The 21,953-nt window shown below is 72.4% G+C and carries 21 protein-coding genes and 2 pseudogenes; 13 read left to right on the forward strand and 10 right to left on the reverse strand.

What is annotated here, in order from left to right; all coding sequences use genetic code 11:
• Positions 1 to 38: 38 nt before the first annotated feature.
• On the reverse strand, positions 39 to 1,193 hold the full coding sequence (locus GA0074696_RS18800) for a site-2 protease family protein (protein ID WP_172894333.1): 1,155 nt from the start codon (positions 1,191 to 1,193) through the stop codon (positions 39 to 41).
• A gap of 81 nt (positions 1,194 to 1,274) precedes the next feature.
• Here GA0074696_RS18800 and GA0074696_RS18805 point away from each other — a divergent pair, with 81 nt between their 5' ends.
• The 4 genes from GA0074696_RS18805 (at position 1,275) to GA0074696_RS18820 (ending at position 5,943) form a co-directional block, all read left to right on the forward strand.
• The gene (locus GA0074696_RS18805) at positions 1,275 to 2,189 is read left to right on the forward strand and encodes a RecB family exonuclease (protein WP_088962304.1); all 915 of its coding nucleotides are present in this window, start codon (positions 1,275 to 1,277) and stop codon (positions 2,187 to 2,189) included.
• A gap of 374 nt (positions 2,190 to 2,563) precedes the next feature.
• Positions 2,564 to 3,913: an RNA-guided endonuclease InsQ/TnpB family protein gene (locus tag GA0074696_RS18810; protein WP_269458681.1), complete on the forward strand. Its 1,350-nt coding sequence runs from the start codon at positions 2,564 to 2,566 to the stop codon at positions 3,911 to 3,913.
• 34 nt (positions 3,914 to 3,947) lie between these two features.
• Positions 3,948 to 5,138 (forward strand): sensor histidine kinase, encoded by a 1,191-nt coding sequence (locus tag GA0074696_RS18815; RefSeq protein ID WP_088962306.1) that lies wholly within the window; start codon positions 3,948 to 3,950, stop codon positions 5,136 to 5,138.
• Positions 5,139 to 5,256: 118 nt separating this feature from the next.
• Positions 5,257 to 5,943 (forward strand): response regulator, encoded by a 687-nt coding sequence (locus GA0074696_RS18820; RefSeq protein ID WP_088962307.1) that lies wholly within the window; start codon positions 5,257 to 5,259, stop codon positions 5,941 to 5,943.
• Between the two features lie 7 nt (positions 5,944 to 5,950).
• Here the strand turns inward: GA0074696_RS18820 and GA0074696_RS18825 are convergent, their stop codons facing one another.
• Both GA0074696_RS18825 and GA0074696_RS18830 read right to left on the reverse strand, forming a co-directional pair.
• Positions 5,951 to 8,044, reverse strand: a complete 2,094-nt coding sequence (locus GA0074696_RS18825) for an amylo-alpha-1,6-glucosidase (protein ID WP_088962308.1) — start codon at positions 8,042 to 8,044, stop codon at positions 5,951 to 5,953.
• Positions 8,041 to 8,418, reverse strand: coding sequence for an SCP2 sterol-binding domain-containing protein (locus GA0074696_RS18830; protein ID WP_088962309.1), 378 nt, complete (start codon positions 8,416 to 8,418; stop codon positions 8,041 to 8,043). Before GA0074696_RS18830 ends, GA0074696_RS18825 begins: the two co-directional genes overlap by 4 nt.
• Positions 8,419 to 8,631: 213 nt before the next feature.
• Between GA0074696_RS18830 and GA0074696_RS18835 the strand changes: the two genes are divergently transcribed.
• The 4 genes from GA0074696_RS18835 (at position 8,632) to GA0074696_RS18850 (ending at position 14,854) form a co-directional block, all read left to right on the forward strand.
• Positions 8,632 to 9,009, forward strand: a complete 378-nt coding sequence (locus GA0074696_RS18835; protein ID WP_088962310.1) for an SCP2 sterol-binding domain-containing protein — start codon at positions 8,632 to 8,634, stop codon at positions 9,007 to 9,009.
• On the forward strand, positions 9,006 to 11,045 hold the full coding sequence (locus GA0074696_RS18840; RefSeq protein WP_088962311.1) for a glycogen debranching N-terminal domain-containing protein: 2,040 nt from the start codon (positions 9,006 to 9,008) through the stop codon (positions 11,043 to 11,045). Before GA0074696_RS18835 ends, GA0074696_RS18840 begins: the two co-directional genes overlap by 4 nt.
• A 492-nt stretch (positions 11,046 to 11,537) precedes the next feature.
• Positions 11,538 to 12,305, forward strand: coding sequence for an ABC transporter ATP-binding protein (locus GA0074696_RS18845; RefSeq protein WP_088962312.1), 768 nt, complete (start codon positions 11,538 to 11,540; stop codon positions 12,303 to 12,305).
• Positions 12,305 to 14,854 carry an ABC transporter permease gene (locus GA0074696_RS18850; RefSeq protein WP_088962313.1) on the forward strand — a complete coding sequence of 850 codons (2,550 nt, stop codon included), beginning with the start codon at positions 12,305 to 12,307 and terminating at the stop codon, positions 14,852 to 14,854. Before GA0074696_RS18845 ends, GA0074696_RS18850 begins: the two co-directional genes overlap by 1 nt.
• Positions 14,855 to 14,913: 59 nt before the next feature.
• On the opposite strand, the gene GA0074696_RS18855 is transcribed toward GA0074696_RS18850, so the two are convergent.
• From GA0074696_RS18855 to GA0074696_RS18875, 5 genes are all read right to left on the reverse strand, one after another.
• Positions 14,914 to 15,561, reverse strand: a complete 648-nt coding sequence (locus GA0074696_RS18855) for an HAD family hydrolase (protein ID WP_088962314.1) — start codon at positions 15,559 to 15,561, stop codon at positions 14,914 to 14,916.
• 124 nt (positions 15,562 to 15,685) lie between these two features.
• On the reverse strand, positions 15,686 to 16,444 hold the full coding sequence (locus GA0074696_RS18860; protein ID WP_088962315.1) for a neutral zinc metallopeptidase: 759 nt from the start codon (positions 16,442 to 16,444) through the stop codon (positions 15,686 to 15,688).
• A 101-nt stretch (positions 16,445 to 16,545) separates the two neighbouring features.
• On the reverse strand, positions 16,546 to 17,061 hold the full coding sequence (locus GA0074696_RS18865; RefSeq protein WP_157746015.1) for a hypothetical protein: 516 nt from the start codon (positions 17,059 to 17,061) through the stop codon (positions 16,546 to 16,548).
• Positions 17,062 to 17,080: 19 nt separating this feature from the next.
• Complete coding sequence (locus GA0074696_RS18870; protein ID WP_088962317.1) at positions 17,081 to 17,284, reverse strand: hypothetical protein; 204 nt, start codon at positions 17,282 to 17,284, stop codon at positions 17,081 to 17,083.
• Positions 17,281 to 17,496, reverse strand: a complete 216-nt coding sequence (locus GA0074696_RS18875; protein WP_088962318.1) for a hypothetical protein — start codon at positions 17,494 to 17,496, stop codon at positions 17,281 to 17,283. Before GA0074696_RS18875 ends, GA0074696_RS18870 begins: the two co-directional genes overlap by 4 nt.
• A 96-nt stretch (positions 17,497 to 17,592) precedes the next feature.
• On the opposite strand from GA0074696_RS18875, the gene GA0074696_RS18880 reads away from it, so the two are divergent.
• Entirely contained in the window at positions 17,593 to 18,390 is a 798-nt protein-coding gene (locus GA0074696_RS18880) for a class I SAM-dependent methyltransferase (RefSeq protein WP_197700752.1), read from the forward strand.
• On the opposite strand, the gene GA0074696_RS18885 is transcribed toward GA0074696_RS18880, so the two are convergent.
• On the reverse strand, positions 18,353 to 18,601 hold the full coding sequence (locus GA0074696_RS18885) for a flavin reductase (RefSeq protein ID WP_231925072.1): 249 nt from the start codon (positions 18,599 to 18,601) through the stop codon (positions 18,353 to 18,355). The genes GA0074696_RS18880 and GA0074696_RS18885 overlap by 38 nt on opposite strands.
• Positions 18,598 to 18,816, reverse strand: a complete 219-nt coding sequence (locus GA0074696_RS18890; protein ID WP_088962320.1) for a hypothetical protein — start codon at positions 18,814 to 18,816, stop codon at positions 18,598 to 18,600. The genes GA0074696_RS18885 and GA0074696_RS18890 overlap by 4 nt, the downstream gene beginning before the upstream one ends.
• A 403-nt stretch (positions 18,817 to 19,219) precedes the next feature.
• On the opposite strand from GA0074696_RS18890, the pseudogene GA0074696_RS18900 reads away from it, so the two are divergent.
• The 4 genes and pseudogenes from GA0074696_RS18900 to GA0074696_RS18915 all read left to right on the forward strand — a co-directional run bounded on the left by GA0074696_RS18900 (position 19,220) and on the right by GA0074696_RS18915 (position 21,924).
• Positions 19,220 to 20,018: pseudogene (locus GA0074696_RS18900) on the forward strand (helix-turn-helix domain-containing protein).
• Positions 20,019 to 20,083: 65 nt separating this feature from the next.
• Positions 20,084 to 20,200 (forward strand): annotated as a pseudogene (locus GA0074696_RS32630) (DUF397 domain-containing protein); the annotation flags it as partial.
• A 78-nt stretch (positions 20,201 to 20,278) separates the two neighbouring features.
• On the forward strand, positions 20,279 to 20,683 hold the full coding sequence (locus GA0074696_RS18910) for a YciI family protein (protein ID WP_088962323.1): 405 nt from the start codon (positions 20,279 to 20,281) through the stop codon (positions 20,681 to 20,683).
• Positions 20,683 to 21,924 carry an RNA polymerase sigma factor gene (locus GA0074696_RS18915; RefSeq protein ID WP_088962324.1) on the forward strand — a complete coding sequence of 414 codons (1,242 nt, stop codon included), beginning with the start codon at positions 20,683 to 20,685 and terminating at the stop codon, positions 21,922 to 21,924. The genes GA0074696_RS18910 and GA0074696_RS18915 overlap by 1 nt, the downstream gene beginning before the upstream one ends.
• Positions 21,925 to 21,953: the final 29 nt, after the last annotated feature.

Below are 21,953 nucleotides of genomic sequence, written 5' to 3' on the forward strand. Positions count from 1 at the left end.
GCCGTTCTCGGCCGGGAGGGCGGGGGGATGTGCTGCGGTCACCTGTTCATCTTCCGTGTGGGTTCGAGGACCTGGGCGAGATCCCCGATGTGCAGAACGCCGACCACATCTTCGCCTGCCGTCACCACGTACTGTGCGGCCGGGTGGCGCTGCACCGTCTCCATCACCCGGTCGCCGGCCACCCCGGCCGGCAGCGCGGGCAGCCGGTCCAGTGGCCGGGCCACCGCGTCCACCGCCACCCAGGGCCGGCGCTCCGGGGGTACGGCGTCCGCCGCAGCAGGGTCCACCAGGGCGACCGGCCGGCCGGCGCCGTCGACCACGGTGACCGCCGCCCCGGCCGGCGCCTGCGCGGCGTGCCGGCGCTGCGCCTCGGCCAGCGGCGTGCCGGTGGGCACGCCGAAGACCGGCCGGGCCAGCCGGGCCAGGTCGATCAGCGGGACCCGGCGGCTGATCCGGGCGTACCGGATCGACTGGCCGGCGCCGCGCCAGAGGGTGACGGCGACCAGCAGCATCAGCGGCAGGGCCAGCGGCACCAGCAGCCGCTGCACGGTCAGCAGCACGACCAGCACCGCCGTGCCGACCGCGACGGCGCGCCCCACCCAGCCGGCGATCTCGGTGGCCCGGTGCCGGTCCCGGGTGAGCGCCCAGACGGCGGCGCGCAGCGCCCGGCCGCCGTCCAGCGGCAGCCCGGGCAGGATGTTGAACAGCGCGACGATCACGTTGCTCAGCGCCACCTGCAGCGCGAGCTGGTGGGCCAGGGTGTGCGGGGGCAGGGCCATGGTGACGCCGACGGCGGTGGCGCCGAGCACGGCGGAGACCGCCGGACCGGCCAGGGAGACCAGCAGGTCGACCCGGGGGGTGGGGGCGTCGGACTCCATCTCGGTGTAGCCCCCGAGCAGTTCCAGGGTGATCCCGCGCACACCGATGCCGTACCGGCGGGCGGTCAGCGCGTGGCCGAGTTCGTGCAGCAGCACCGAGCCGAGCAGCGAGACGACGAAGCCGAGGCCGATCAGGTAACCGCCCAGCGGGCCGAGGTCGAGCCGGTCGCGGGCGAACTCGGCGTACGTCACGGTGATCAGCAGGGTCAGCAGCAGCATCGACACGTTGACGTGCAGCGGCACCCCGAACACCCGGCCCACGGTCAGGCCGGTGCGCCGGCCGGACCGGCGTGGCGCTCGGGTGCGGGGGTTCACCGCCCCGATGCTACGCCGTGCCGATCATGCTCCGGTGCGCCGATCACGGCCCTGTCACACCGGTGCCCTAACCTTCGGGACATGACGGCGGAACCGGTGATCGACGAGCAGGCCACTCCGGCGGCGGCGCTGCCGGCCACCATCCGGGCGTCGTTGTCGCCGTCGCGGGCGGCGGATTTCAAGACCTGTCCGCTGCTCTACCGGTTCCGCAGCATCGACCGGCTGCCCGAGCGCCCGACGGTGGAGCAGGCCCGGGGCACCCTGGTGCACGCGGTGCTGGAGCGGCTGTTCGACCTGCCGGCCGGCGGGCGCACCCCGGACGCCGCAGGCGGCCTGGTGGCCCCGCAGTGGGACCGGCTGGTCACCGAGCAGCCCGAGCTGGCCGGCCTGTTCGACCCGGGCGACGAGGCGGGCACCGCCGAGTTCCTGCGCTCGGCGGCGGGGCTGCTGGAGGGCTACTTCGCGGTGGAGGACCCGCGCCGGCTGGAGCCGGCCGAGCGGGAGAGCCTGATCTCGGCGGTGGTCGACGAGCAGCTGCTCATCCGGGGCTACCTCGACCGCCTCGACGTCGCGCCGGACGGCGCGCTGCGGGTGGTCGACTACAAGACCGGCGGCGCGCCCCGGGAGGCGTTCGAGGCCCGCGCGCTGTTCCAGCTGAAGTTCTACGCGCTGGTGCTGTGGCGCACCCGGGGGGTGGTGCCGCGGGTGCTGCGCCTGCTCTACCTCAAGGACGCCGAGGTCTGCGACTACTCACCGGACGCCGAGGAGCTGCTGCGCTTCGAGCGCACGGTGGTGGCGCTCTGGCAGGCCATCGAGCAGGCCACCGCGCGCCAGGATTTCCGGCCCCGGCCGAGCCGGCTCTGCGACTGGTGCAGCCACCAGGCGCACTGCCCGACCTTCGGGGGCACCCCGCCGCCGTTCCCGGACCGGTCGGCGGCCGCCGACCCGCTGCGCGACGCCCGCTCCGGCCCGGCCGCCCCCGGCGCCGACGAGTGAGCCACCGAGCGATCCGGCGGCGCGGGCGCGGGCGGCCCAGCCGCCACCTGCGTAGACCCCCGGCCTGACGCCCGCTCCGGCGCAGACGGGCCGCCCGCCGGTCCCCGGCCGTCGGTGCTCCGCTCGCTGCGCCCGTCCCCGCCGGCCAGCCCGACCCAGTGGCGGAGGTCGTCTCCTCCTGAGGAGGAGGCCGGGTTCACCGCCCGCGATGGCCTGGCGCGCCGGGCGGCGGCTATCGCGGTGTCCACTTACGTTCGTCGGATTGGTCGCTGCCGGAATTTGTCGTACCCGTTGGGTTGGGTGTGGTTGTGCCTCGTCGTCGGGATCCCAACGGGCCTCGGGTCGTGTATCGCACGGCTCGTGTAGCTCTGCGGGTGACGGCTGGGCAGCGGCGGCGGTGTTTCGGATTGCTGCGCTCGGCCGGTGACGTGTGGGCGTGTGTCCTGGAGGTCAACGCGTGGCGACGCCGTCGCCAGGATGCGCCGCTGGCTGGTTATCAGCAGTTGTGTCGGGAGTTGTCCGGGCCGGGGCCGGGCACGTTCGGCGAGTTGGACAGCACGGGTGCCCGGTCGGTGTTGCGGCGGTTCTCCGATGCGTGGTTCGCGGCGGCGAAAGCCCGCCAGGACGGTGACCTGTCGGTGCGGTTTCCGCGTCGTCGGCGGGCGTTGATGCCGGTGCGCTGGTATCACGGCACGTTCACCCTCGACGGCCGTCGGGTCCGCCTCCCCACGGCCAGGGGCACGTCGCCGTTGTGGGTCAGGCTGGCGCGGGAGGTGCCCTACCCGGTCGAGCAGGTCCGCTCGGTCACCCTGCTGTGCGAGGGCGGCCGGCTGTTCCTCGACGTGACCGCCGAGGTTCCGGTGGCAACCTATCCGGCGGGCCAGGGGCCGGACCCGGACCGGGTGGCGGGGGTGGATGTGGGGATCATTCACCCGTATGCGGTGGCCGGCCCCGCTGGTGAGGGGCTGTTGGTGTCGGGGCGGGCGATCCGCGCGGAGCACCGCATGCACCTCGCCGACACCAAGACCCGCCGCCGCGCCGTGGCCCGCAGGGCACCGAAGCCGGGCCAGCAAGGGTCACGGCGGTGGCGGAAATACCGGCGGCGGGCGCGGTTGGGGGAGGGTCGGCATCGGCGCAGGGTCCGGCAGGCCCAGCACGAAGCCGCCCGCACGGTGGTCTCGTGGGCGGTAGAGCAGCGGGTCGGTGTGCTCAGGGTGGGTGACCCGCGAGGGGTCCTCGACATCGACGCGGGGCGGCGGCACAACCTGCGGCTGCGGCAGTGGCAGATCGGCCGCCTGATGCAGGTCCTCACCGACAAAGCTGTCCAGGCGGGCATCACCGTCGACACGGTCAACGAGCGCGGCACCTCCTCCACCTGCCCCGCCTGTCTGCGGCGGGTGCCGAAACCCCGTGGCCGGACCCTGACCTGCCCGCACTGCAAGTTCTCCGGGCACCGCGACCTGATCGCGGCAGCCATCATCGCCACCCGCACCCCGGGCGGCGGACCCACCACCCCCACAGCAGCCGTCGCGCTACCCGAGGTGGTCAAGCACCGTCGAGCCGGCCGACACCTTCCCGGTGCCAGCCAGTCCCGGCGTGATCCCCGCCGCCCACCACAGGCGGCGAGAGGATCAGTTGGCCCGCGGAGGCCCGCCTCACCACCAGGTGGGGAGTCGCTCGCCCAAACGGCGAGGATCCACAACGGTGCATCGGAAACCCGGTGAACACGTTTAGTGGACACCGCACTAGCGTCGCGGTATGACCGACGGACCCGCGCGATGGTGGCAGCGCCGACCGCTCGCCGGTGACGCGCTCTTCGCCGCCGCCCTGGTGCTGCTGGAGATCGCCTTCCTGCTGCTCACCCCGCCGGAGTTCTGGCCCGGGCGGATGCCGGGCGCGCTGGCGTGGAGCCTGCTCGCGGCCGCCCCGGTGGCGCTGCGCCGGGTCGCCCCGTGGACGGCGGTGAGCCTGGCCGTGGCCACCCTGATGCTGCCGGTGCTGCTCAAGCTCGCCCCCGGCACGCAGGGCCTGGCGTTCATGGTCCTGACGTACACGATGGCCGCGCACCGGCCGGCGCGGCAGGCGGCGCTGGCCGCGGTGCTGCTCTGGGTGCCGGTGGGGGTGACCAACCTGGTCGCCCCGCCGGAAGGGGTGCTGGCGGTGGGCCCGGGCTACCTGCTGCTCAACAACCTGCTCATCGCCCTGTTGTCGTACGCGGTGGGGCGGGCGGTGCAGGCGCGGCGCACGTCGGTGCGGGCGCTGCGGGAGCGGGCCCGGGTGGCCGAGGAGAACCAGCGTTCCCTGGCCGAGCAGGCGGTCGCCGACGAGCGGCGCCGGATCGCCCGGGAGCTGCACGACGTGGTCGCCCACCACGTGAGCGTGATGGGGGTGCTGGCCACCGGGGCGCGTCGGGTGCTGCGCCGCGACCCGGACGCCGCCGACGAGGCGATTGCCACCATCGAGGACACCAGCCGGGTCACCTTGCGGGAGATGCGCCGCCTGCTGGACGTGCTGCGCACGGACGCGGAGCCGGCGGCGGACCTGACCCCACAGCCCGGCCTGGCGGGGATCGAGGCGTTGGTCGAGCAGGTACGGGAGGCGGGCCTGCCGGTGACCCTGCACGTCGAGGGCACGCCCGGGCCGGTGGAGGAGGGTGTGTCACTGACCGTCTACCGGATCGTGCAGGAGGCGTTGACCAACGCGCTCAAGCACGCCGGGGAGGCCACCGCGCAGGTGCGGCTCACCGTCGCCGATGGCTGGCTGACGGTGGAGGTCACCGACACCGGGCGCGGGCCGGGACCGGGACCCGACCGGATCGGGCACGGCCTGGTCGGCATGCGGGAGCGGGTCGGCCTCTACGGTGGGACCCTGCGGACCGGTCCCCGGCCGGGCGGCGGCTTCCGGGTGTCGGCGCGGATCCCGGTGGAGTCGGTCGGGGCCGCGGCATGACCCGGGAGCACCGGGCGGGCGCCGCCGGCCGGGCCACGCCGGCCCGGCACCGACGCGGGCGGCCGGGCCACCACCGCACGGGCGACCGACCGCACCAACAGCAGGACAGGGAGAGCTCATGAGCGACGGTACGGCGGCGGCACGGCCGGTGCGGATCCTGCTCGCCGACGACCAGCCGCTGCTGCGTACCGGCTTCCGGATGGTGCTGGGCACCGAGGAGGATCTGGACATCGTGGCCGAGGCCGGGGACGGCCAGGAGGCGGTGGAGCTGTCCCGGCGGCTGCTGCCGGACGTGGTGCTGATGGACATCCGGATGCCCCGGATGGACGGGGTGGCGGCCACCCGGGCCATCGTCGACGCCCGGCTGCCGGTGCGGGTGCTCATCCTCACCACGTTCGACCTGGACGAGTACGTGGTGGGGGCGCTGCGCGCCGGGGCGAGCGGCTTCCTGGCCAAGGACGTACCGGCGGAGGAGCTGGTGACCGCGATCCGCACGGTCGCCGCCGGGGAGGCGGTGGTCGCGCCGCGCATTCTCAAGCGGCTGCTGGACCGCTTCGCCGACGTGCTGCCCGATCCGGCGGCCACCCCGCCGAAGGCGCTCAAGTCGCTCACCGAACGGGAGCGGGAGGTGCTGGTGCAGGTGGCCCGCGGGCTTTCCAACGCCGAGATCGCCGCGGCGCTGTCGGTCAGCGAGACCACCATCAAGACCCACGTCGGGCACGTGCTGACCAAGCTGGGGCTGCGCGACCGGGTGCAGGCGGTGGTGCTGGCGTACGAGACGGGGCTGGTCCGCCCGCGACGGTGATCGCTCGTCAGGCTTCGCGCGGCGACGTGGCCAGGCTGGTCTGCCGGTCCGTCTCCTCGCCGCGCCGATCCACGCTGCCGATGGCGTCGACCCGGCCCCACCGCCCCGGGATGTCGAGCAGTTCGATGCGGCCGAACCGCTCGGGCAACGCCGGCCCGACCACCAGATCATCCCCGCACGGCTCGAGACCGAGCAGAGTGCGCACCAGCAGCAGGGGTGCTCCGGTCGCTTCGGACTGCGGACTGTTGGCCGTCGGGTACGGGACGGGGCCCCGGGTCAACTCGCGGTCGAAGCCGCCGAAGGCCTCCGGCAGCCTGCCCTGGAAGTGGTGCGACGCGTCGATGATCCCCTCGGCGATGCGGCCCGCCTCGCAGGTGAAGCCGTACCGGCGCAGCCCCCAGGCGATCAGGGAGTTGTCGGACGGCCAGACGGTGCCGACGTGGTACCCGAGCGGGTTGTAGCGGCCCTCCCCCTCGGCCAGGGTGCGTACTCCCCAGCCGGAGAAGAGGCGGGGGCCGAGCAGGTGTGCGGCGATCCTGGCCGCCCGGGACTCCTCGACGATGCCGCTCCACAACAGGTGGCCGATGTTGGAGGAGAGGGCGTCGACCTGGTGGCCGTCGCCGTCGAGGGCGAGGGCGTAGTACTCGCCGTCGGTGACCCAGAAGTCGCGGTTGAAGCGCTGCTTGAGCTCGGCCGCTTCGCGTTCGAGCCGGTCGGCGTAGTCGGGGTCGTTCCAGAACTGTCGGGCCAGCCGGGCGCCGCGGATCTTGGCGTCGTAGGCGTAGCCCTGCAGCTCACAGGTAGCGCGGGGCAGACCGGCCAGCCTCCCGTCACGGAACGAGATCGCGTTGGGGGATTCCTTCCAGCACTGGTTCTCCAGCCCGGTTCGTTCGTTGCGCCGCTGGTACCAGACGTAGCCGTCGCCCATGATGTCGCCGTACTCGTCGATCCAGTGCAGGGCCGCCCGCGCCTCGTCCTCGAACTCGCGTACCGTATCGGCGTCTCCGGTCCACCGCTCGTACTCGTCGAGCAGGGTCACGTAGAGCGGGGTGGTATCGGCGGCACCGTAGTAGGGGGCCTGCGGGCGTTCCTCGAACGCGACCAGTTCCCCGTAGCGGAACTCCCTCAGGATCTTGCCAGGCTCCTCGTCCCGGAAGTCGTCGAGCACCGCGCCCTGGTCGATGCCGAGCATGTGCAGGGTGGCAAGGGCGAGGCCCGGTGCGAACGGCAACGCCTGCAGGCTGGTGAAGATGGCTTCCCGGCCGGCGATGGTAGCGCTCCACGGAAGCCCCGCCGCAGGCAGCGTCTCGGCCGGTAGCGTCAGCGGCGAGTACCCCAGCGCGGCGAGATCGACCATGGTCCGCCGGTACGTCCGCTCCAGTGGCTCCCAGGCGCAGATCAGCTGCGGAGCCGCGCCGAGCCACTGTTGGAGGTTCCACTCGAGCCGGGACCTGTCCCGCCTGCGGCGGCCGGGATAAACATGCTCCCGGACGTCCTCACCGTCCGGGCGCAGCACCAGGCCTCGGACGTGCAGCGTCGTGCTCCACTGGCCGTGCGGTTCGATGCGAGTCTGGTACGTCAGCCCCCGTTCGTCGACCTGCGCCGGCTCGGTGGAGGAGATGACCGTCTCCCGGCGGAACGCGTCGCGCTGGTAGCCGAGATGCAGCCGGCCGTTCTCGACGCGCCGGTACAGCCGACCCTTCGGCGTACGCCCCTGGGCCGCCACGATCAGCGGCACGAAGTCGGAGTCCGCCTCCACGTGGACGGTGATCTCGGCCGGTTCGCCGGAGTGGTTGAGCACCGTCAACTGCTCCTCGAAGCTACCGGCCACCGACCGCTCCCGGATCACCGACACCTTCGCGTCGACGTAGTGGGTGGGTGCGCCGGGCACCAGGAAGAAACGCACCTCGAAGTAGGACGGGTCGTCCCGGGCGAGCGGGCTCAGCCGTTCACCGTTGAGGGTCAGCCGCCAGAGGGACAGGAACCGGGTGTCGAACGAGTAGAACCCGGACGGCGCAGTGGGCTTCGCCTCCAGGTCGCCACAGCCGTCGCTCAGCACGAAGATGTTGCCGTCGAGGATCCTGATCAGGTCCGTCTTCATCCGCGCCGCCCACGGTCACGGACGACGTCCCGCGGATGTCGCGCCCCGGGGGGAGGTGCGAAGAGCCGCTCCAACAGGACGATGAACCGAAACTTTCCCTCGCTCGTTATCTCGTTCCTCAGCCACGCCGGCAGCGGTTTGGCCTCGCCACGGACCATGCGGTCGAAGAAGGCACTGTCGGCACGGATGACGGCGTCGGCGTCGGCGTCCCGTTGTGACACGCGGACGGCACCGCCGCGGATCTCCACGAACCAGTGGTCGACCGCCTGGTCGTCTTCCAGGTCGAACCGGATGGTGCCGTTCGTCTTCTTCAGCACGCGTTCGTGGCCGTGTCGTTCGAGCGCGTCGAAGAATCTCCGGGTCGTCTCCGACATGGCACCACCACCCCCGGGCAGAAGAATCGCGACCAGGATTCAGGATCGCTCAGATTGCGGTGCCCTGACCTCACCCGGAACGGATGAGATCGACGGGCCACTCACGCAGGACACGGAGATTTCACCCGGTGCGGGTGATGCGGCGGTACGCCGCCACCGGTCATCGTGAGGGTGGCTGCTCGTCCGGGCTCGGGGACCTACCGGAGGAGACTCATGTCGAATCCCACCGCCAACTTTTTCGACGCGCTCGGCCGGCGGGGCCACGAACCCCTCCTCGAGGAGGCCGTCGGCAGCATCCGGTTCGACCTCGAACACGACCACGAGGTCGACCACTGGTTGGTGGTGATCAGACGCGGCGATGTCCACGTCTCGCGGGAGGAGAGCGGAGCCGACTGCGTGTTCACGGGCAGCAGAGCGGCCTTCGACCGGATCGTCACCGGCAGGTCGCACGTCTACGCGGCGTGGGTGCGTAACGAACTCAGGGCCGAGGGTGACGTGCGGCTTGGCCGTTTCCTCCAGCGGGTGATGCCGGGGCCACCCGGCGCGCACCACCCACGGGAGTTCGCCCGCCGGGAGAGCGGACCGGCATGAGCGACGGACTCGTTCGACTACTGGACGGCAACACGTTCGTGGTCAGTGAGGAGACCGGCGACATCGACGCGTCGCCGGCCATCCCGACCGGTTTCTTCTCGTTCGACACCCGGTTCCTGTCGAAATGGATCCTCTCCATCAACGGTGAACGGGTCAACGCGCTCACCGTTGAGGAGGTCGACTACTTCGAGAGCCGATTCTTCGTCGTCCCGACCGTCCTGACCCCGCTGGTGGACATCAGCGTGTCGGCCATTCGTGAGCGCTCGATCGGCGAGAGCTTCAACGAGCGGCTGACCGTGATCAACCACGAACCCGGGCCCGTCGATCTGCGAATCCGGATCGACATCGAGAGCGACTTCGCCGACCTTTTCGAGATCAAGGACGTGCGCAACAAGAAGGGCGGGCACTACGCCCGGATCGAGGACGGGTGCCTGCGGCTCGGCTATCGGCGGGAGGCGTTCCACCGGGAGACGTTGGTTTCCTCCACGGAGCCGGCGCACATCGACGAGCGGGGGTTGACGTACGACGTCCGGCTCGAACCGCACGGCGAGTGGGTCACCGACATCCACGTGCAGACCCTGGGCGTGGACGGACGTGATCTTCGGGAGACTCTGCAGGGCTCGCCCGGTCGGGCCCGCGGGCAGATGCGGCAGGACCTGGACCGTTGGCTCGCGGAGGCCCCCCGTCTTACCTGCGACTCCCCCGCGTTGGCGATGACCTACCGGCGCAGCCTGGCCGATCTCGCCGCGCTGCGCTTCATGCCGCTGACCGGCGGCGGACATGCCCTGCCCGCCGCCGGCCTGCCGTGGTTCATGGCGATCTTCGGCCGGGACAGCATCTTCACCAGCCTGCAGGCGCTGCCGTTCGTGCCGGAACTGGCGGTCACGACGCTGCGCCTGCTGGCGCTGTTGCAGAGCGTCGTCCTCGACAACTTCCGCGAGGAGGAGCCGGGGAAGATACTGCACGAACTGCGGTACGGGGAGACGATCGGCTTCGAGGAGCAGCCCCACTCGCCGTACTTCGGCAGCGCCGACTCCACGCCGCTGTACGTGATCCTGCTCGACGAGTACGAGCGGTGGACCGGAGACGCCGCCACCGTGCGGATGCTCGAGCGCTCCGCGAGAGCCGCGCTGCACTGGATCGACGAGTACGGCGACATCATGGGCGACGGCTACGTCTGGTACCGGCGCCGCAACGAGAAGAACGGGTTGGAGAATCAGTGCTGGAAGGACTCCTGGGACTCGATCTCCTTCCGTGACGGGAGGCTGGCCGGTCTGCCCCGCGCTACCTGTGAGCTGCAGGGCTACGCCTACGACGCCAAGATCCGCGGCGCCCGGCTGGCCCGACAGTTCTGGAACGACCCCGACTACGCCGACCGGCTCGAACGCGAAGCGGCCGAGCTCAAGCAGCGCTTCAACCGCGACTTCTGGGTCACCGACGGCGAGTACTACGCCCTCGCCCTCGACGGCGACGGCCACCAGGTCGACGCCCTCTCCTCCAACATCGGCCACCTGTTGTGGAGCGGCATCGTCGAGGAGTCCCGGGCGGCCAGGATCGCCGCACACCTGCTCGGCCCCCGCCTCTTCTCCGGCTGGGGAGTACGCACCCTGGCCGAGGGGGAGGGCCGCTACAACCCGCTCGGGTACCACGTCGGCACCGTCTGGCCCTTCGACAACTCCCTGATCGCCTGGGGGCTACGCCGCTACGGCTTCAGCCAGGAAGCGGGCCGCATCGCCGAGGGGATCATCGACGGCGCCGAGTTCTTCGAGGGCAGACTGCCGGAGGCCTTCGGCGGATACGACCGGACGCTGACCCGGTATCCCGTGCTGTACCCCACGGCGTGCAGTCCGCAGGCGTGGTCCACGGGCACCCCCCTGTTGTTGCTGCGCACCATGCTCGGCATGGAGCCGCGGGGGAACCACCTGGTGACCAGGCCGGCCGTGCCCCCGGGCATGGGCCGGATCGAACTGCTCGGCATTCCCGGCCGGTGGGGCCGGGCCGGCGCCCTGGGACGCGCCCGCCCGGAGCGGCGCTGACCGCTGCGCGCTGGCACCCGGACGTGCAGCCGGTCGGACCGCACAACGAGCCGGCATGCCCGCTCCGCGGCTGCCCCGCCCCACCACGAACACCGCTGCCGACGTCGGCTTCGCTCGCGATGGCCGGCCACACCTGGGCGGTGGCCGGCGGCTACGTCACGGGGCGTACCCGAGGAGCCGTCGGTGGGGCGACGGCCCGGTTGCCGTGGTCACCTACCGTCACAAAAGACGGCGCGGCGCGGTTGACCATGACGTGACGTCAGGTCCTAGCGTCGGTTCCGCCGCCGTCCCGGCGGGTGGAAACACGTTCGACCGGTCGCCGGCTCAGGGGCAACCCTGAGCCGGGCTCCGGGCCGACCCGCAGCGGGAAATCCGCGCCGCGTCCGCCCCTGGTCGGACGGATCCGGCGGGCAGGGCACGGAGGATGGGAGCAGCCCCACCGACCAGCGGGGGCGGCGGGGACACCGCAAGCAGACGGAAGAGGTAGATGACGTGACCGCGACGGTAGGCCGGCAGGCGCAGGCCGCGGCCCGGGCCAGCGACGTGTGGAAGGTGTACGGCAGCGGCGAGGCGCAGGTCGCCGCGCTGCGGGGGGTGAGCGCCGAGTTCGAGCGCGGCCGGTTCACGGCGATCATGGGCCCGTCGGGTTCGGGCAAGTCGACGCTGATGCACTGCCTGGCCGGGCTGGACTCGGTCACCAAGGGCACGATGCACATCGGCGACACGACGGTGACCGGGCTCGGCGACGCCGGCCTGACGAAGCTGCGGCGGGACAAGGTCGGTTTCATCTTCCAGCAGTTCAACCTGCTGCCGACGCTGACCGCCCAGGAGAACATCGTGCTGCCGCTCTCCATCGCCGGCCGCAAGCCCGAGCAGGCCTGGTACGACACCGTGATCGACACGGTCGGCCTGCGGGACCGGCTGGGGCACCGCCCGGCGCAGCTCTCCGGCGGTCAGCAGCAGCGGGTGGCGTGCGCCCGGGCGCTGGTCGCCCGACCCGAGGTGATCTTCGCCGACGAGCCGACCGGCAACCTCGACTCCCGCTCCGGCGCGGAGGTGCTCAACTTCCTGCGCAACTCGGTACGCCAGCACGGCCAGACCATCGTGATGGTCACCCACGACCCGACCGCCGCCGCGTACGCCGACCGGGTGATCTTCCTGGCCGACGGGCAGGTCGTCTCCGAGCTGATCGAGCCGACCGCCGACACCGTGCTGGACACCATGAAGAAGCTCGACACGTCGGCCGAGGTGGCGCGCTGATGTTCCGCGCAACCTGGAAGAGCCTGCTGGCGCGCAAGGTGCGCCTCATCCTCTCCGGCCTGGCCGTGGTGCTGGGCGTCATGTTCGTCTCCGGCGCGTTCGTGCTGACCGACACGCTCGGCCGCTCGTTCGACGCGGTCTTCGCCGACGCGTACGAGGGTGTCGACGTCAACGTCTCCGCCAAGCCGAAGATCGCCCTCAGCGAGACCGAGGGTGAGCAGGTGCCCGCGGCGATGCCGGCCGCGACGCTGGAGAAGGTCCGCACGGTCGGCGGGGTGGCCGAGGCCACCGGGATCGTCGCCGCGGACGGCGCCCGCCTGATCGGCAGCAACGGCAAGGTGGTCACCTCGTTCGGTCCGCCGCAGCTCGGCGAGAACTGGGTGGGCGAGAGCGACCTGGTCAAGCTGCGCGAGGGCCGCGAGCCGCGAGCCGACGACGAGATCGTGATCAACGGGGCGCTGGCGCAGGCCGCGAAGGTGACGGTCGGCGACCGGGTCGGCGTGCTGACCCTGGAGCCGAAGAAGGAGTTCACCGTGGTGGGCGTCTTCGGTTACAGCGGTGACCGGGACTCCCTCGGCGGGGCCAACGAGATCGCCTTCACCACCCCGGTGGCGCAGCGGCTGATGCTCGGCGAGCCGGACGTGTTCACCAACATCAGTGTTAAGGCCGCCGACGGGGTCGGCGAGGCCGCGCTGCGCGACGACATCGCTGCGGCGGTCGGCGGCGACTACGAGGTCAAGACGGGCGAGCAGCTCTCCGCCGACGCCTCGGCGGGGCTGAAGGAGGGGCTCTCCTTCTTCAACAAGATCCTGCTCGGCTTCGCCGCGGTGGCGCTGCTGGTCGGCACCTTCCTCATCCTCAACACCTTCTCGATCATCGTGGCGCAGCGCACCCGGGAGCTGGCCCTGATGCGGGCCATCGGGGCCAGCGGCCGGCAGATCATCGGCTCGGTGGTGCTGGAGGCCGTGGCGGTGGGCCTGATCGCCTCCGTGCTCGGCCTGGGCGCCGGCATCGGCGTCGGCGCGCTGCTGGCGTACCTGTTCGGCAAGCTGGCGGGCGGGCTGGCGCTGGCCGGCATCGGCGTGCCGGCGGCCGCGGTGATCGGCGCGTTCTCGGTGGGTCTGGTGATCACCGTGGTGGCGGCGCTGCTGCCGGCGCTGCGGGCGTCGCGGATCCCGCCGATCGCGGCGATGCAGGACGTGGCCACCCCGGACCGCCCGCTGACCAAGGTGACGGTGGCCGGCGCGATCGTCACCGCGATCGGCGGCACGCTGCTCTTCCTGGGGCTCAGCGGCAACGCCGGGGACAACACCCTGGCCACCATCCTCGGCGGCGTGCTGTTCGCCTTCATCGGGGTGGCGCTGCTGACCCCGCTGATCAGCCGGCCGGTGGTGTCCCTGCTCGGGGCGCTGTTCGCCTGGTCGGTGCCGGGCAAGCTGGGCCGGCTCAACTCCGGCCGCAACCCGCGCCGCACCGCGATCACCGCGGCGGCGCTGATGGTCGGCATCGCGCTGGTCACCGGCGTGACGGTGATCCTGGACTCGGCCAAGGGCAGCATCAGCGCGCTGGCCGAGGACCAGATCAAGGCCGAGCTGGTGATCGCCGGGGTGCAGGGCGGTCCCCGCCCGCCGAGCTTCGACCCGGCGGTGCTGGAGAAGGCGGCCGCAATCCCGGGCGTCCAGATGGTCGACGGCGAGTACGGCGACATGGCGGTGGTCAACGGCGAGCGCACCTGGGTGGCGGCGTCGAGCAACGTCGCGTCGCTGGAGCGGATCTTCGGGGCGAAGGCCACCGCCGGTGACATCAGCCGGCTGGCGCCCGATCAGATGCTGTTCAGCTCCGACACCGCGACGTCCCGCAACGTGTCGGTCGGCTCGAAGGTCAGCGTCCAGCTGTCCCGGGGCGAGGCCCGCACGTACACGGTCAGCGGCATCTACGAGAGCTCGCAGCTGACCAACCCGGTGGTGCTGCCGCCGCAGGCGGCGAAGGACTTCGCCATCCCGCAGCCGATCCAGGGCTTCCTGCAGCTCGCCCCCGGCACCCGGGTCGCCGACGTGCAGCCGCAGGTCGAGACGCTGCTCGCCGACAGCCCCGAGGTGTCGGTGGCCGACCGGGCCGCCTTCATCGAGCAGCAGACCAGCCAGCTGGACACCCCGCTGCGGATGATCCAGATCCTGCTGGCGCTGGCCATCGTGATCGCGGTGCTGGGCATCATCAACACCCTGGCCCTGTCGGTGCTGGAGCGGACCCGCGAGCTGGGCCTGCTGCGGGCGATCGGGCTGCGCCGGGCGCAGACCATGCGGATGATCACCGTGGAGGCGGTGGTGATCTCGGTCTTCGGCGCGCTGCTCGGCGTGGTGGTCGGCACCGGCCTCGGCGCGGCGGTGGTCGAGGCGCTCAAGGACGAGGGCATCACCGACCTGATCCTGCCCTGGGGCCAGATGGGGATCTTCCTCGGGCTGGCCGCGATCATCGGGGTGATCGCCGCGGTGCTGCCCGCGGTGCGCGCCGCGCGGATCAACGTGCTGGGCGCCATCGCGCACGACTGACCCGAGGCACGCCGCGACGAAGGGGCCCCGCCGACCGGCGGGGCCCCTTCGCGCGTGGTTCAGGCCGGCGGCTCGCCGAGCAGCGCGGCCAGCAGCTCCAGGTCCGCCGCGGTCAGGCTCTCCACCTGGTGTACGCCGTCGATCGGCGCGATCGGCACCTCCGCGGGGACCGCCAGCACCGCCGCGCCGGCGGCGAGCGCGCTGGCCACCCCGGTCGGCGAGTCCTCGATGGCCACGCACCGGCCGATCGGCACGTCCAGCAGCCGCGCCGCCGTCAGGTACGGCTCCGGGTGCGGCTTGGCCAGGTCCACCTCGTCGCCGCAGACCACCGCGTCGAAGCTGTCCCGCCCGAGGGTGTCCAGGGCCACCTCGACCAGCGGTCGCCCGCTGGAGGTGACCAGCGCGGTGGGGATACCGGCGGCGCGTACCGCCCGCAGCAGGGCCAGCGCGCCGGGCCGCCAGCGCAGCCCGGTGCGGAACAGCTCCAGGATCCGGGCGTTGATCCAGTCGATGCTGGCCTGCGGGTCCCGCTCCGGTTGGCCGAGGTCGTCGTGCACGATCCGCATCGACTCCGCCATGCTCGTGCCGATCACCGCGCGCCGCGCGGAGTCGGAGAGCGAGCCGCCGTACTCGGCCGCCAACTCGCGCAGCGCGACGTCCCACAGCTTCTCGCTGTCGACCAGGGTGCCGTCCATGTCGAAGAGCACGGCGGCGGGGTGTGGGCTGCTCAGCGGGGGCCTCCTCCGGCTGGGGTGTGTCGGGGCGATCCTCTCAGCCCGGCCCGGACGGCCCGCCGCCCTCCCCGCCGGAAGGTGACCTGGGCGATCCCGCTCAGCCGAGGTCGCAGGCGTCGAGGGAGTTCTCGTAGCCGCGGAAGAACGAGTCGGTGCGCTGCTCGGCCGTGCCGTGGGAGCCCTCCGCGAACCAGGGCTGGTCGGGGTCGTCACCGACGGCGAGCAGCCCCTCGCGGAACTCGTCGAGGTCGCCCGTGTCCAGCTTCAGCACGCCCGAGCGGACCGAGTCACCCAGGTACGCCCCGGCCATGCAGTCGGCCTGCAACTCCTGCTGGATGGTGAAGTTGTAGCGGATGCCGAGGCGTACCTGGATGCCGTGGGCGTACTCGTGGCCGAGCAGGTAGAACACGAACGCGTCGCCGACCTGGCGGAACGCGGCCACCGACCAGTTGACGTCGTAGGCGATGAAGTCACCCTGGGAGCAGTAGACGGCGTTGTTGCGCGGCAGCGCCTGGCCGCCGCAGGCGACCTCCCCCTCGCGCTGGTAGGGCACGATCCGGCGGATCGGGCGGAACTGCTGGCCGGAGGCTTTGAACTGGGCGCCCCAGTAGTCCTCGGCGATGTTCACCGCGTCGCCGATGTCGGTCTTGAACTCCTCGACGCTGGTGGTGCCGTCGGCCCGGGTGGTCTCCGCGCCCGGCGAGGAGGCCTGCCGGGACTGGCCCGGCGCCGGTTCGCGCGGCTCCTGCGGGCCGCTCTCCCCCACCCCGCCGACGGCGCAACCGGCCGCCACCACCAGCGCCACCACCGCCGCGGCGAGCGAGCCGCGCGACTGCGATCCCGAGCGTGCCGTCACTGTTGCCCTCCCAGGCGTCGCGGCCGATGCGGTCGGTGTACCCCGGCCGTGGATTGATCATGCCGGGCGACGGCCGCCGGGACCACGGGCGGACGGCCGGCTCAGCTGTCCCGGAGGTGAAACAGCGCCACCGCCCTGTCCGGGTCCAGGTGCAGCTGGAGGTGCCGGCTGCCGGCAGCACCCTCGTCGTAGGCCGCGCTGTGCCGCCACCGCACGCCCGCCGGCACGTACGGGGACAAGCCGGGCCAGACCGTCGGCTCCGTGCCCGCCGCCTTCCAGGGGTACGCGGCGGCCAGCGCCCGCGCGTCGGCCGGGCGCAGCCGCACCACTCCCTGGTACATCCAGTCCGTGGGCCCGGGCGCCCGGGAGCATGGGTTCGCTTCGGTGTCGACCTGCCAGTGCACGTCGAGGAAGTCACCGAGGCCGGGCACCTGCTCGGCGGGGAACCCGCGCTCGGTGCGGATCCTGGCCTTGTCCGCCGCGAACTGGTCGGGACAGGCCCGATCGGCGGCGACCTCCTCGCCGACCAGCCAGGCGACGCCGCCGCAGGCGGCCAGCAGCACCAGGATCGGAACGGCGGCCAGCAGCCACGGCACCCGACGGGTCCATCTCGTCACCGGCGGATGATAACGATCATCAGGAGCGTCCGTCGCCTCGACGGATGACGTCGCTCTGCGAGGCGTGCCGGTTCTGCTCGTAGCGCTGCTGCTCCACCACCGCCGCCCGCCGGGCGCCCGGGTCCTCCGCCGAGGCCGTCCGCTCCCGGTCGCGCCAGGCGACCCAGCCGACCGCCGCCGCCACGACCGCGCCGGCCACCCCGAGGATCACCCACACCGTCATAAGGATCCTCCGGAATTGTGGCCGTGATGGGTGACGTGGCCCTGGGTGGCGTGCCGGCCTGCTTCGTATCGCTGCTGCTCCGCAAGCGCAGCCTGCCCGGCCATCCGGTTCTCCGCGGAGGCGGTCCGCTCCCGGTCCCGCCAGGCGACCCAACCGACCGCCGCCGCCAGGACTGCGCCCAACACCCCGAGGATCCCCCAGGTCGTCGTCATGGATCCACGGTAGACCCGGATCGCTAGGCTGCGCACCGATGACGGGGACCAGCTTCGACGATCACGAGCGGGCACGCTGGACCGGGACGGGCGGCGGTGTACGAGCGCACTTTCGCCCGGCTCTGCGCGTACCCGGCAGAGGCGCTGCTGGACGCGGCGGGCGCCGGGGCCGGCATGCGGGTGCTCGACGTGGGCACCGGAACCGGCACGGTCGCGGCGCTGGCGGCCGGGCGCGGCGCGACGGTGGTCGCGGTGGACGCCGAGCCGTCGATGCTGGCCCGCGCCCGCCGGTGGGTGCCCGACGCCCGGCTGGTCCGCGCCGCGCTGCCGCACCTGCCGGTGACCACCGGCGCAGTGGACGCCGCCGTGGCGAACTTCGTGCTCAACCACGTCGGCGACCCGGCCGCCGCGGTGGCCGGGCTGCGCCGCACGGTACGCCCCGGTGGCCGGATCGCCGTCACCGTCTGGCCCTCGCCGCAGCCGCCCCTGCAACGACTCTGGGGTGAGGTGTTCGCCGACGTGAACGGTGGTGAGCTGCCGAGGGTGGCGGCGGAGCGGGACTTCCCGCGCACCGAGGAGGGGCTGACGGGTCTGCTCGCCCGGACGGGGCTGGACGACGTGCAGTGCCGGACGCTGACCTGGACGCACCGGGCCGACCCGGACGAGTGGTGGACCGGCCCGGCCAGCGGCCTCGGCATTCCGGGGCTGCTGTTGCAGCGGCAGCCGCCGGCGACCCGCGAGGCGCTGCGGCGCCGCTACCTGCAACTGTCCGCCCGCTACCGGGATGCCGACGGGCTGCTCGCCCTGCCCACCGCCGCGCTGCTCGCCTCCGGTGTCGTGAGCCGACCTGTGCCGACTAACGGGCCCGGGCCCAGGTCAGGAAGCGCTCGGTGAGGTTCTCCGGCACCGCGTGCCCGTTGAGCTGGGAGAGCTGCGCGCCGGCCTCGGCCATCAGGGTGCTCAGATAGATCAGCAGCGCGGTGCGGTCCTCGCGGTACTCGACCAGCAGCGCCAGCCGCGCCGGCTGGCAGGGCCACTCCGCGCCGCAGGCCCGACACCGCCACAGGGGGCGCATCGGCAGGTGCGGTCGAGACGCGCGGCTCACCTGGCCACCACCACTGTCCGGTCCAGCCGGACGAGCGCGAAACGCTCCCGCAGATCGACAGAGCCGTCCGGCCGTACGTCGCGGCCAACCAGCTCGACCCAGAGCGCGCCATCGACCTCGCGCCGGTCGAGCACCTCGCTGACATGCATGACGAGCGGCCTCCTGCCGAAGCGGTAGAAATTCTCGGGGACCGTGATCACGTCGCCGACGGTCACCAGCGGCCTCCGTTCGCCCGCCAGCGGCTTGCCGGGGTCTGGTTGCCCACCCGGGTCTGGTCCGCGGTCGCGAACAAGACGCTCGACGGCTTCGCCCGCCTGGCTCGCACGATGCCCGGCACCAGGCACGAAGGCGGGATCGGGGTCGCGGGCTTGCGGCGCCGGAAACGGAACAGCACAGGGGGCCTCCTCGGGATATCGGGGGCGGCCCCGCTTGATCGTCGAGGCGGCCCCAAACAAGTTCCGCTGACGGCTCCGACTACGCCAGCGGTAGCGCTGGTGACACTCTGCTGTGGAGGGCACTACGCTCGGAAGGCGTCTCGCAGGTCCGGGCTGAGCTGGCGGAACGACCATCAGACCTGTGGCGGCATGATTAGTTGATCACCAGTTTGGGGCACCCTGAATGGCAGATGTTCCGAGTCCGCTCGCCGCCTTCATCGTGGGCGAGATCCGCCGGGCCCGTGGGGCCGCCGGCTTGACACAGGAGGCATTCGGCCGAGCTGCGGGTTTCAGCGCGTCACATGTCAGCGCCGTTGAAGGCGGCACTCGCGCCCTGACTATGGACTTCATCAAGGGAGCCGATCGCGCGCTGACCAGCGGCGGCTTGTTCGAGCGCCTGGTGTCCAAGCTCGGTGCACCGTCGTGGTTCCTGCCGTGGCTCGACGCCGAGCGCGGGGCGACGCAGCTCCGGTACTTCGAGCCGAACCTGATCCCGGGTCTTCTGCAGACCGAGGCGTACGCCCGCGCCGTACTGCGGCTGGATCCACGCCTCAGCGACGACGAGGTCGAACGCCGGGTGGCCGCGCGCATCGAGCGGCAGGCGATCCTGGGCGGGGAGTCACCGCCTCAACTCGTCGTGGTCGTTGACGAGGCGGCTGTCCGACGCGTCGGGGACGGGTGCGAGAAACTGATGGGTGAGCAGATGTTGAAGCTTGTAGCCTGCGCCGAGCGACCTAACATCAGCATTCACGTCATTCCGCCGGAGGTCGGCCTTCACGCGGGCCTGTCCGGCCCGCTGTCGTTGGCACACCTGGCCGACGAGCTGGGTCGGCCACCTGGAGAGCCAACTGGGCGGCGATGTCGTAGATCGGCCGTCCGACCTGGATACGCTCTTCCAGCGGTGGGAGAGCGTACGCAACGAGGCACTGTCGCGGCGGCAGTCACTGGACCTGATCAAGGAAGTAGCGAATCAATGGACCTAACTGGTGCACGGTGGAGAAAGTCCACCCGTAGCGGTACCAGCGGCGGCAACTGTATCGAGGTTGCCGACAACCTCCCCGGCGTGGTCGCCGTGCGCGACTCCAAGGACTCCACCGGACCGACTCTCGCTTTCGCTCCCCACGCCTGGCACGCGTTCGTCGCCCACATCACCGCGCGGCCCTGACCGCCTCGCTGTCCGGCTCGGCCGGCCGGCTCCGACGTTGCCGGTGACGGCCCACCCGCGGCCGAGAGGAGCGACATCATGAAGTACATGATCATGCTGTACGGCTCGCAGCGCGACTACGACGCGATGGCGGGCCGCCCCGGCGACAACCCGCCGCCGATGTCGCCGGAGCAGGTAGCGGCGATGCACGCCCACATGGAGGCGGTGCACAAGGAGATCGCGGAGTCGGGCGAGCTGGTCGACGGCCGGGGGCTGACCGCCCCGGTGCACGCCCGGCGGGTCCGGGTGCGCGAGGGTGCGCCCGTGGTGACCGACGGCCCCTACCCGGAGACGCAGGAGGTGCTGGCCGGCTTCACGATCGTGGAGTGTGACAGCTTCGACCGGGCCACCCGGATCGCCGCGCGGTTCGTCAACCCGGACGCCGAGGGCGAGTACGTGGACGTGCGGCCGGTCGCCGAGGGCATCGAGGACCTCAACGGCTGATGACCGCCGACGCCGTCGAGGACCTGCTGCGCCGCCTGACGCCGCAGGTCCTCGGTGCGGTGGTGCGCCGCTACGGGCACTTCGACACCGCCGAGGACGCCACCCAGGAGGCGCTGCTGGCGGCCGCGACCCGGTGGCCCGTCGACGGCGTACCCGATGACCCGCGCGCCTGGCTGATCACCGTCGCGGCGCGGCGCCTGACCGACCTGCTCCGCAGCGAGCAGGCCCGGCGGCGGCGCGAGGACGACGTCGCCCGGCGGTTGCCGCCCGAGCAGTGGCTCGCTCCCCCGGCGGACCGCCGGACCCCGGAGGACGACAGCCTGGTGCTGCTCTTCCTCTGCTGCCACCCGGAGCTGCCCCCGGCCGCGCAGATCGCGCTGACCCTGCGGGCCGTCGGCGGCCTGAGCACCGCCGAGGTGGCCCGGGCGTTCCTGGTCCCGGAGGGCACGATGGCCCGCCGGATCACCCGCGCCAAGCAGCGCATCCGGGACAGCGGCGTGCCGTTCGGCCTGCCCACCGGCCCGGACCGGGCGGCCCGCCTGGCCACCGTCCGGCACGTGCTCTATCTGATCTTCAACGAGGGGTACGCCAGCACCGCCGGGCCGCTGCTGCGCCGGGTGGACCTGTCCACCGAGGCGATCCGGCTCACCCGGATGCTGCACCGGCTGCTCCCCGAGGACGACGAGGTGACCGGGCTGCTGGCGTTGATGCTGCTCACCGACGCCCGGGGGCCGGCCCGGGTCGGGCCGAACGGCGAGCTGGTTCCGATGGCCGAGCAGGACCGCAGCCGGTGGCGCACCGACCAGATCGCCGAGGGCCTCGCGCTGGTCAGCGCGGTGCTGCCGCGCGGCGACGTCGGGCCGTACCAGGTGCAGGCGGCGATCGCGGCGCTGCACGACGAGGCGACGAGCGCCGAGGAGACCGACTGGCCGCAGATCGAGGCGCTCTACACGGTGCTCACCGGCCTGTCCGACAACCCGGTGGTGGCGCTGAACCACGCGGTCGCGGTAGCCATGGCCCAGGGCGCCTCCGCCGGGCTCGACCTGCTCGCCGGGCTGGCGGCCGACCCCCGGCTCGCCGCCGACCCGCGGCTGCCCGCCGCCCGCGCGCACCTGCTGGAACGCACGGGCGACCTCGGCGCGGCGCGCGCGGCGTACGAGGAGGCGGCGCGGCGGTCGATGAACCTGCCGCAGCAGCGCTACCTTTACGCCCGCGCCGCCCGCCTGGCCGACGCCGGCTGAGCTGGTCTCACCACTGCCGGCCGGGCACC

The organism is Micromonospora purpureochromogenes, from assembly GCF_900091515.1.
Taxonomy (GTDB): domain Bacteria; phylum Actinomycetota; class Actinomycetes; order Mycobacteriales; family Micromonosporaceae; genus Micromonospora; species Micromonospora purpureochromogenes.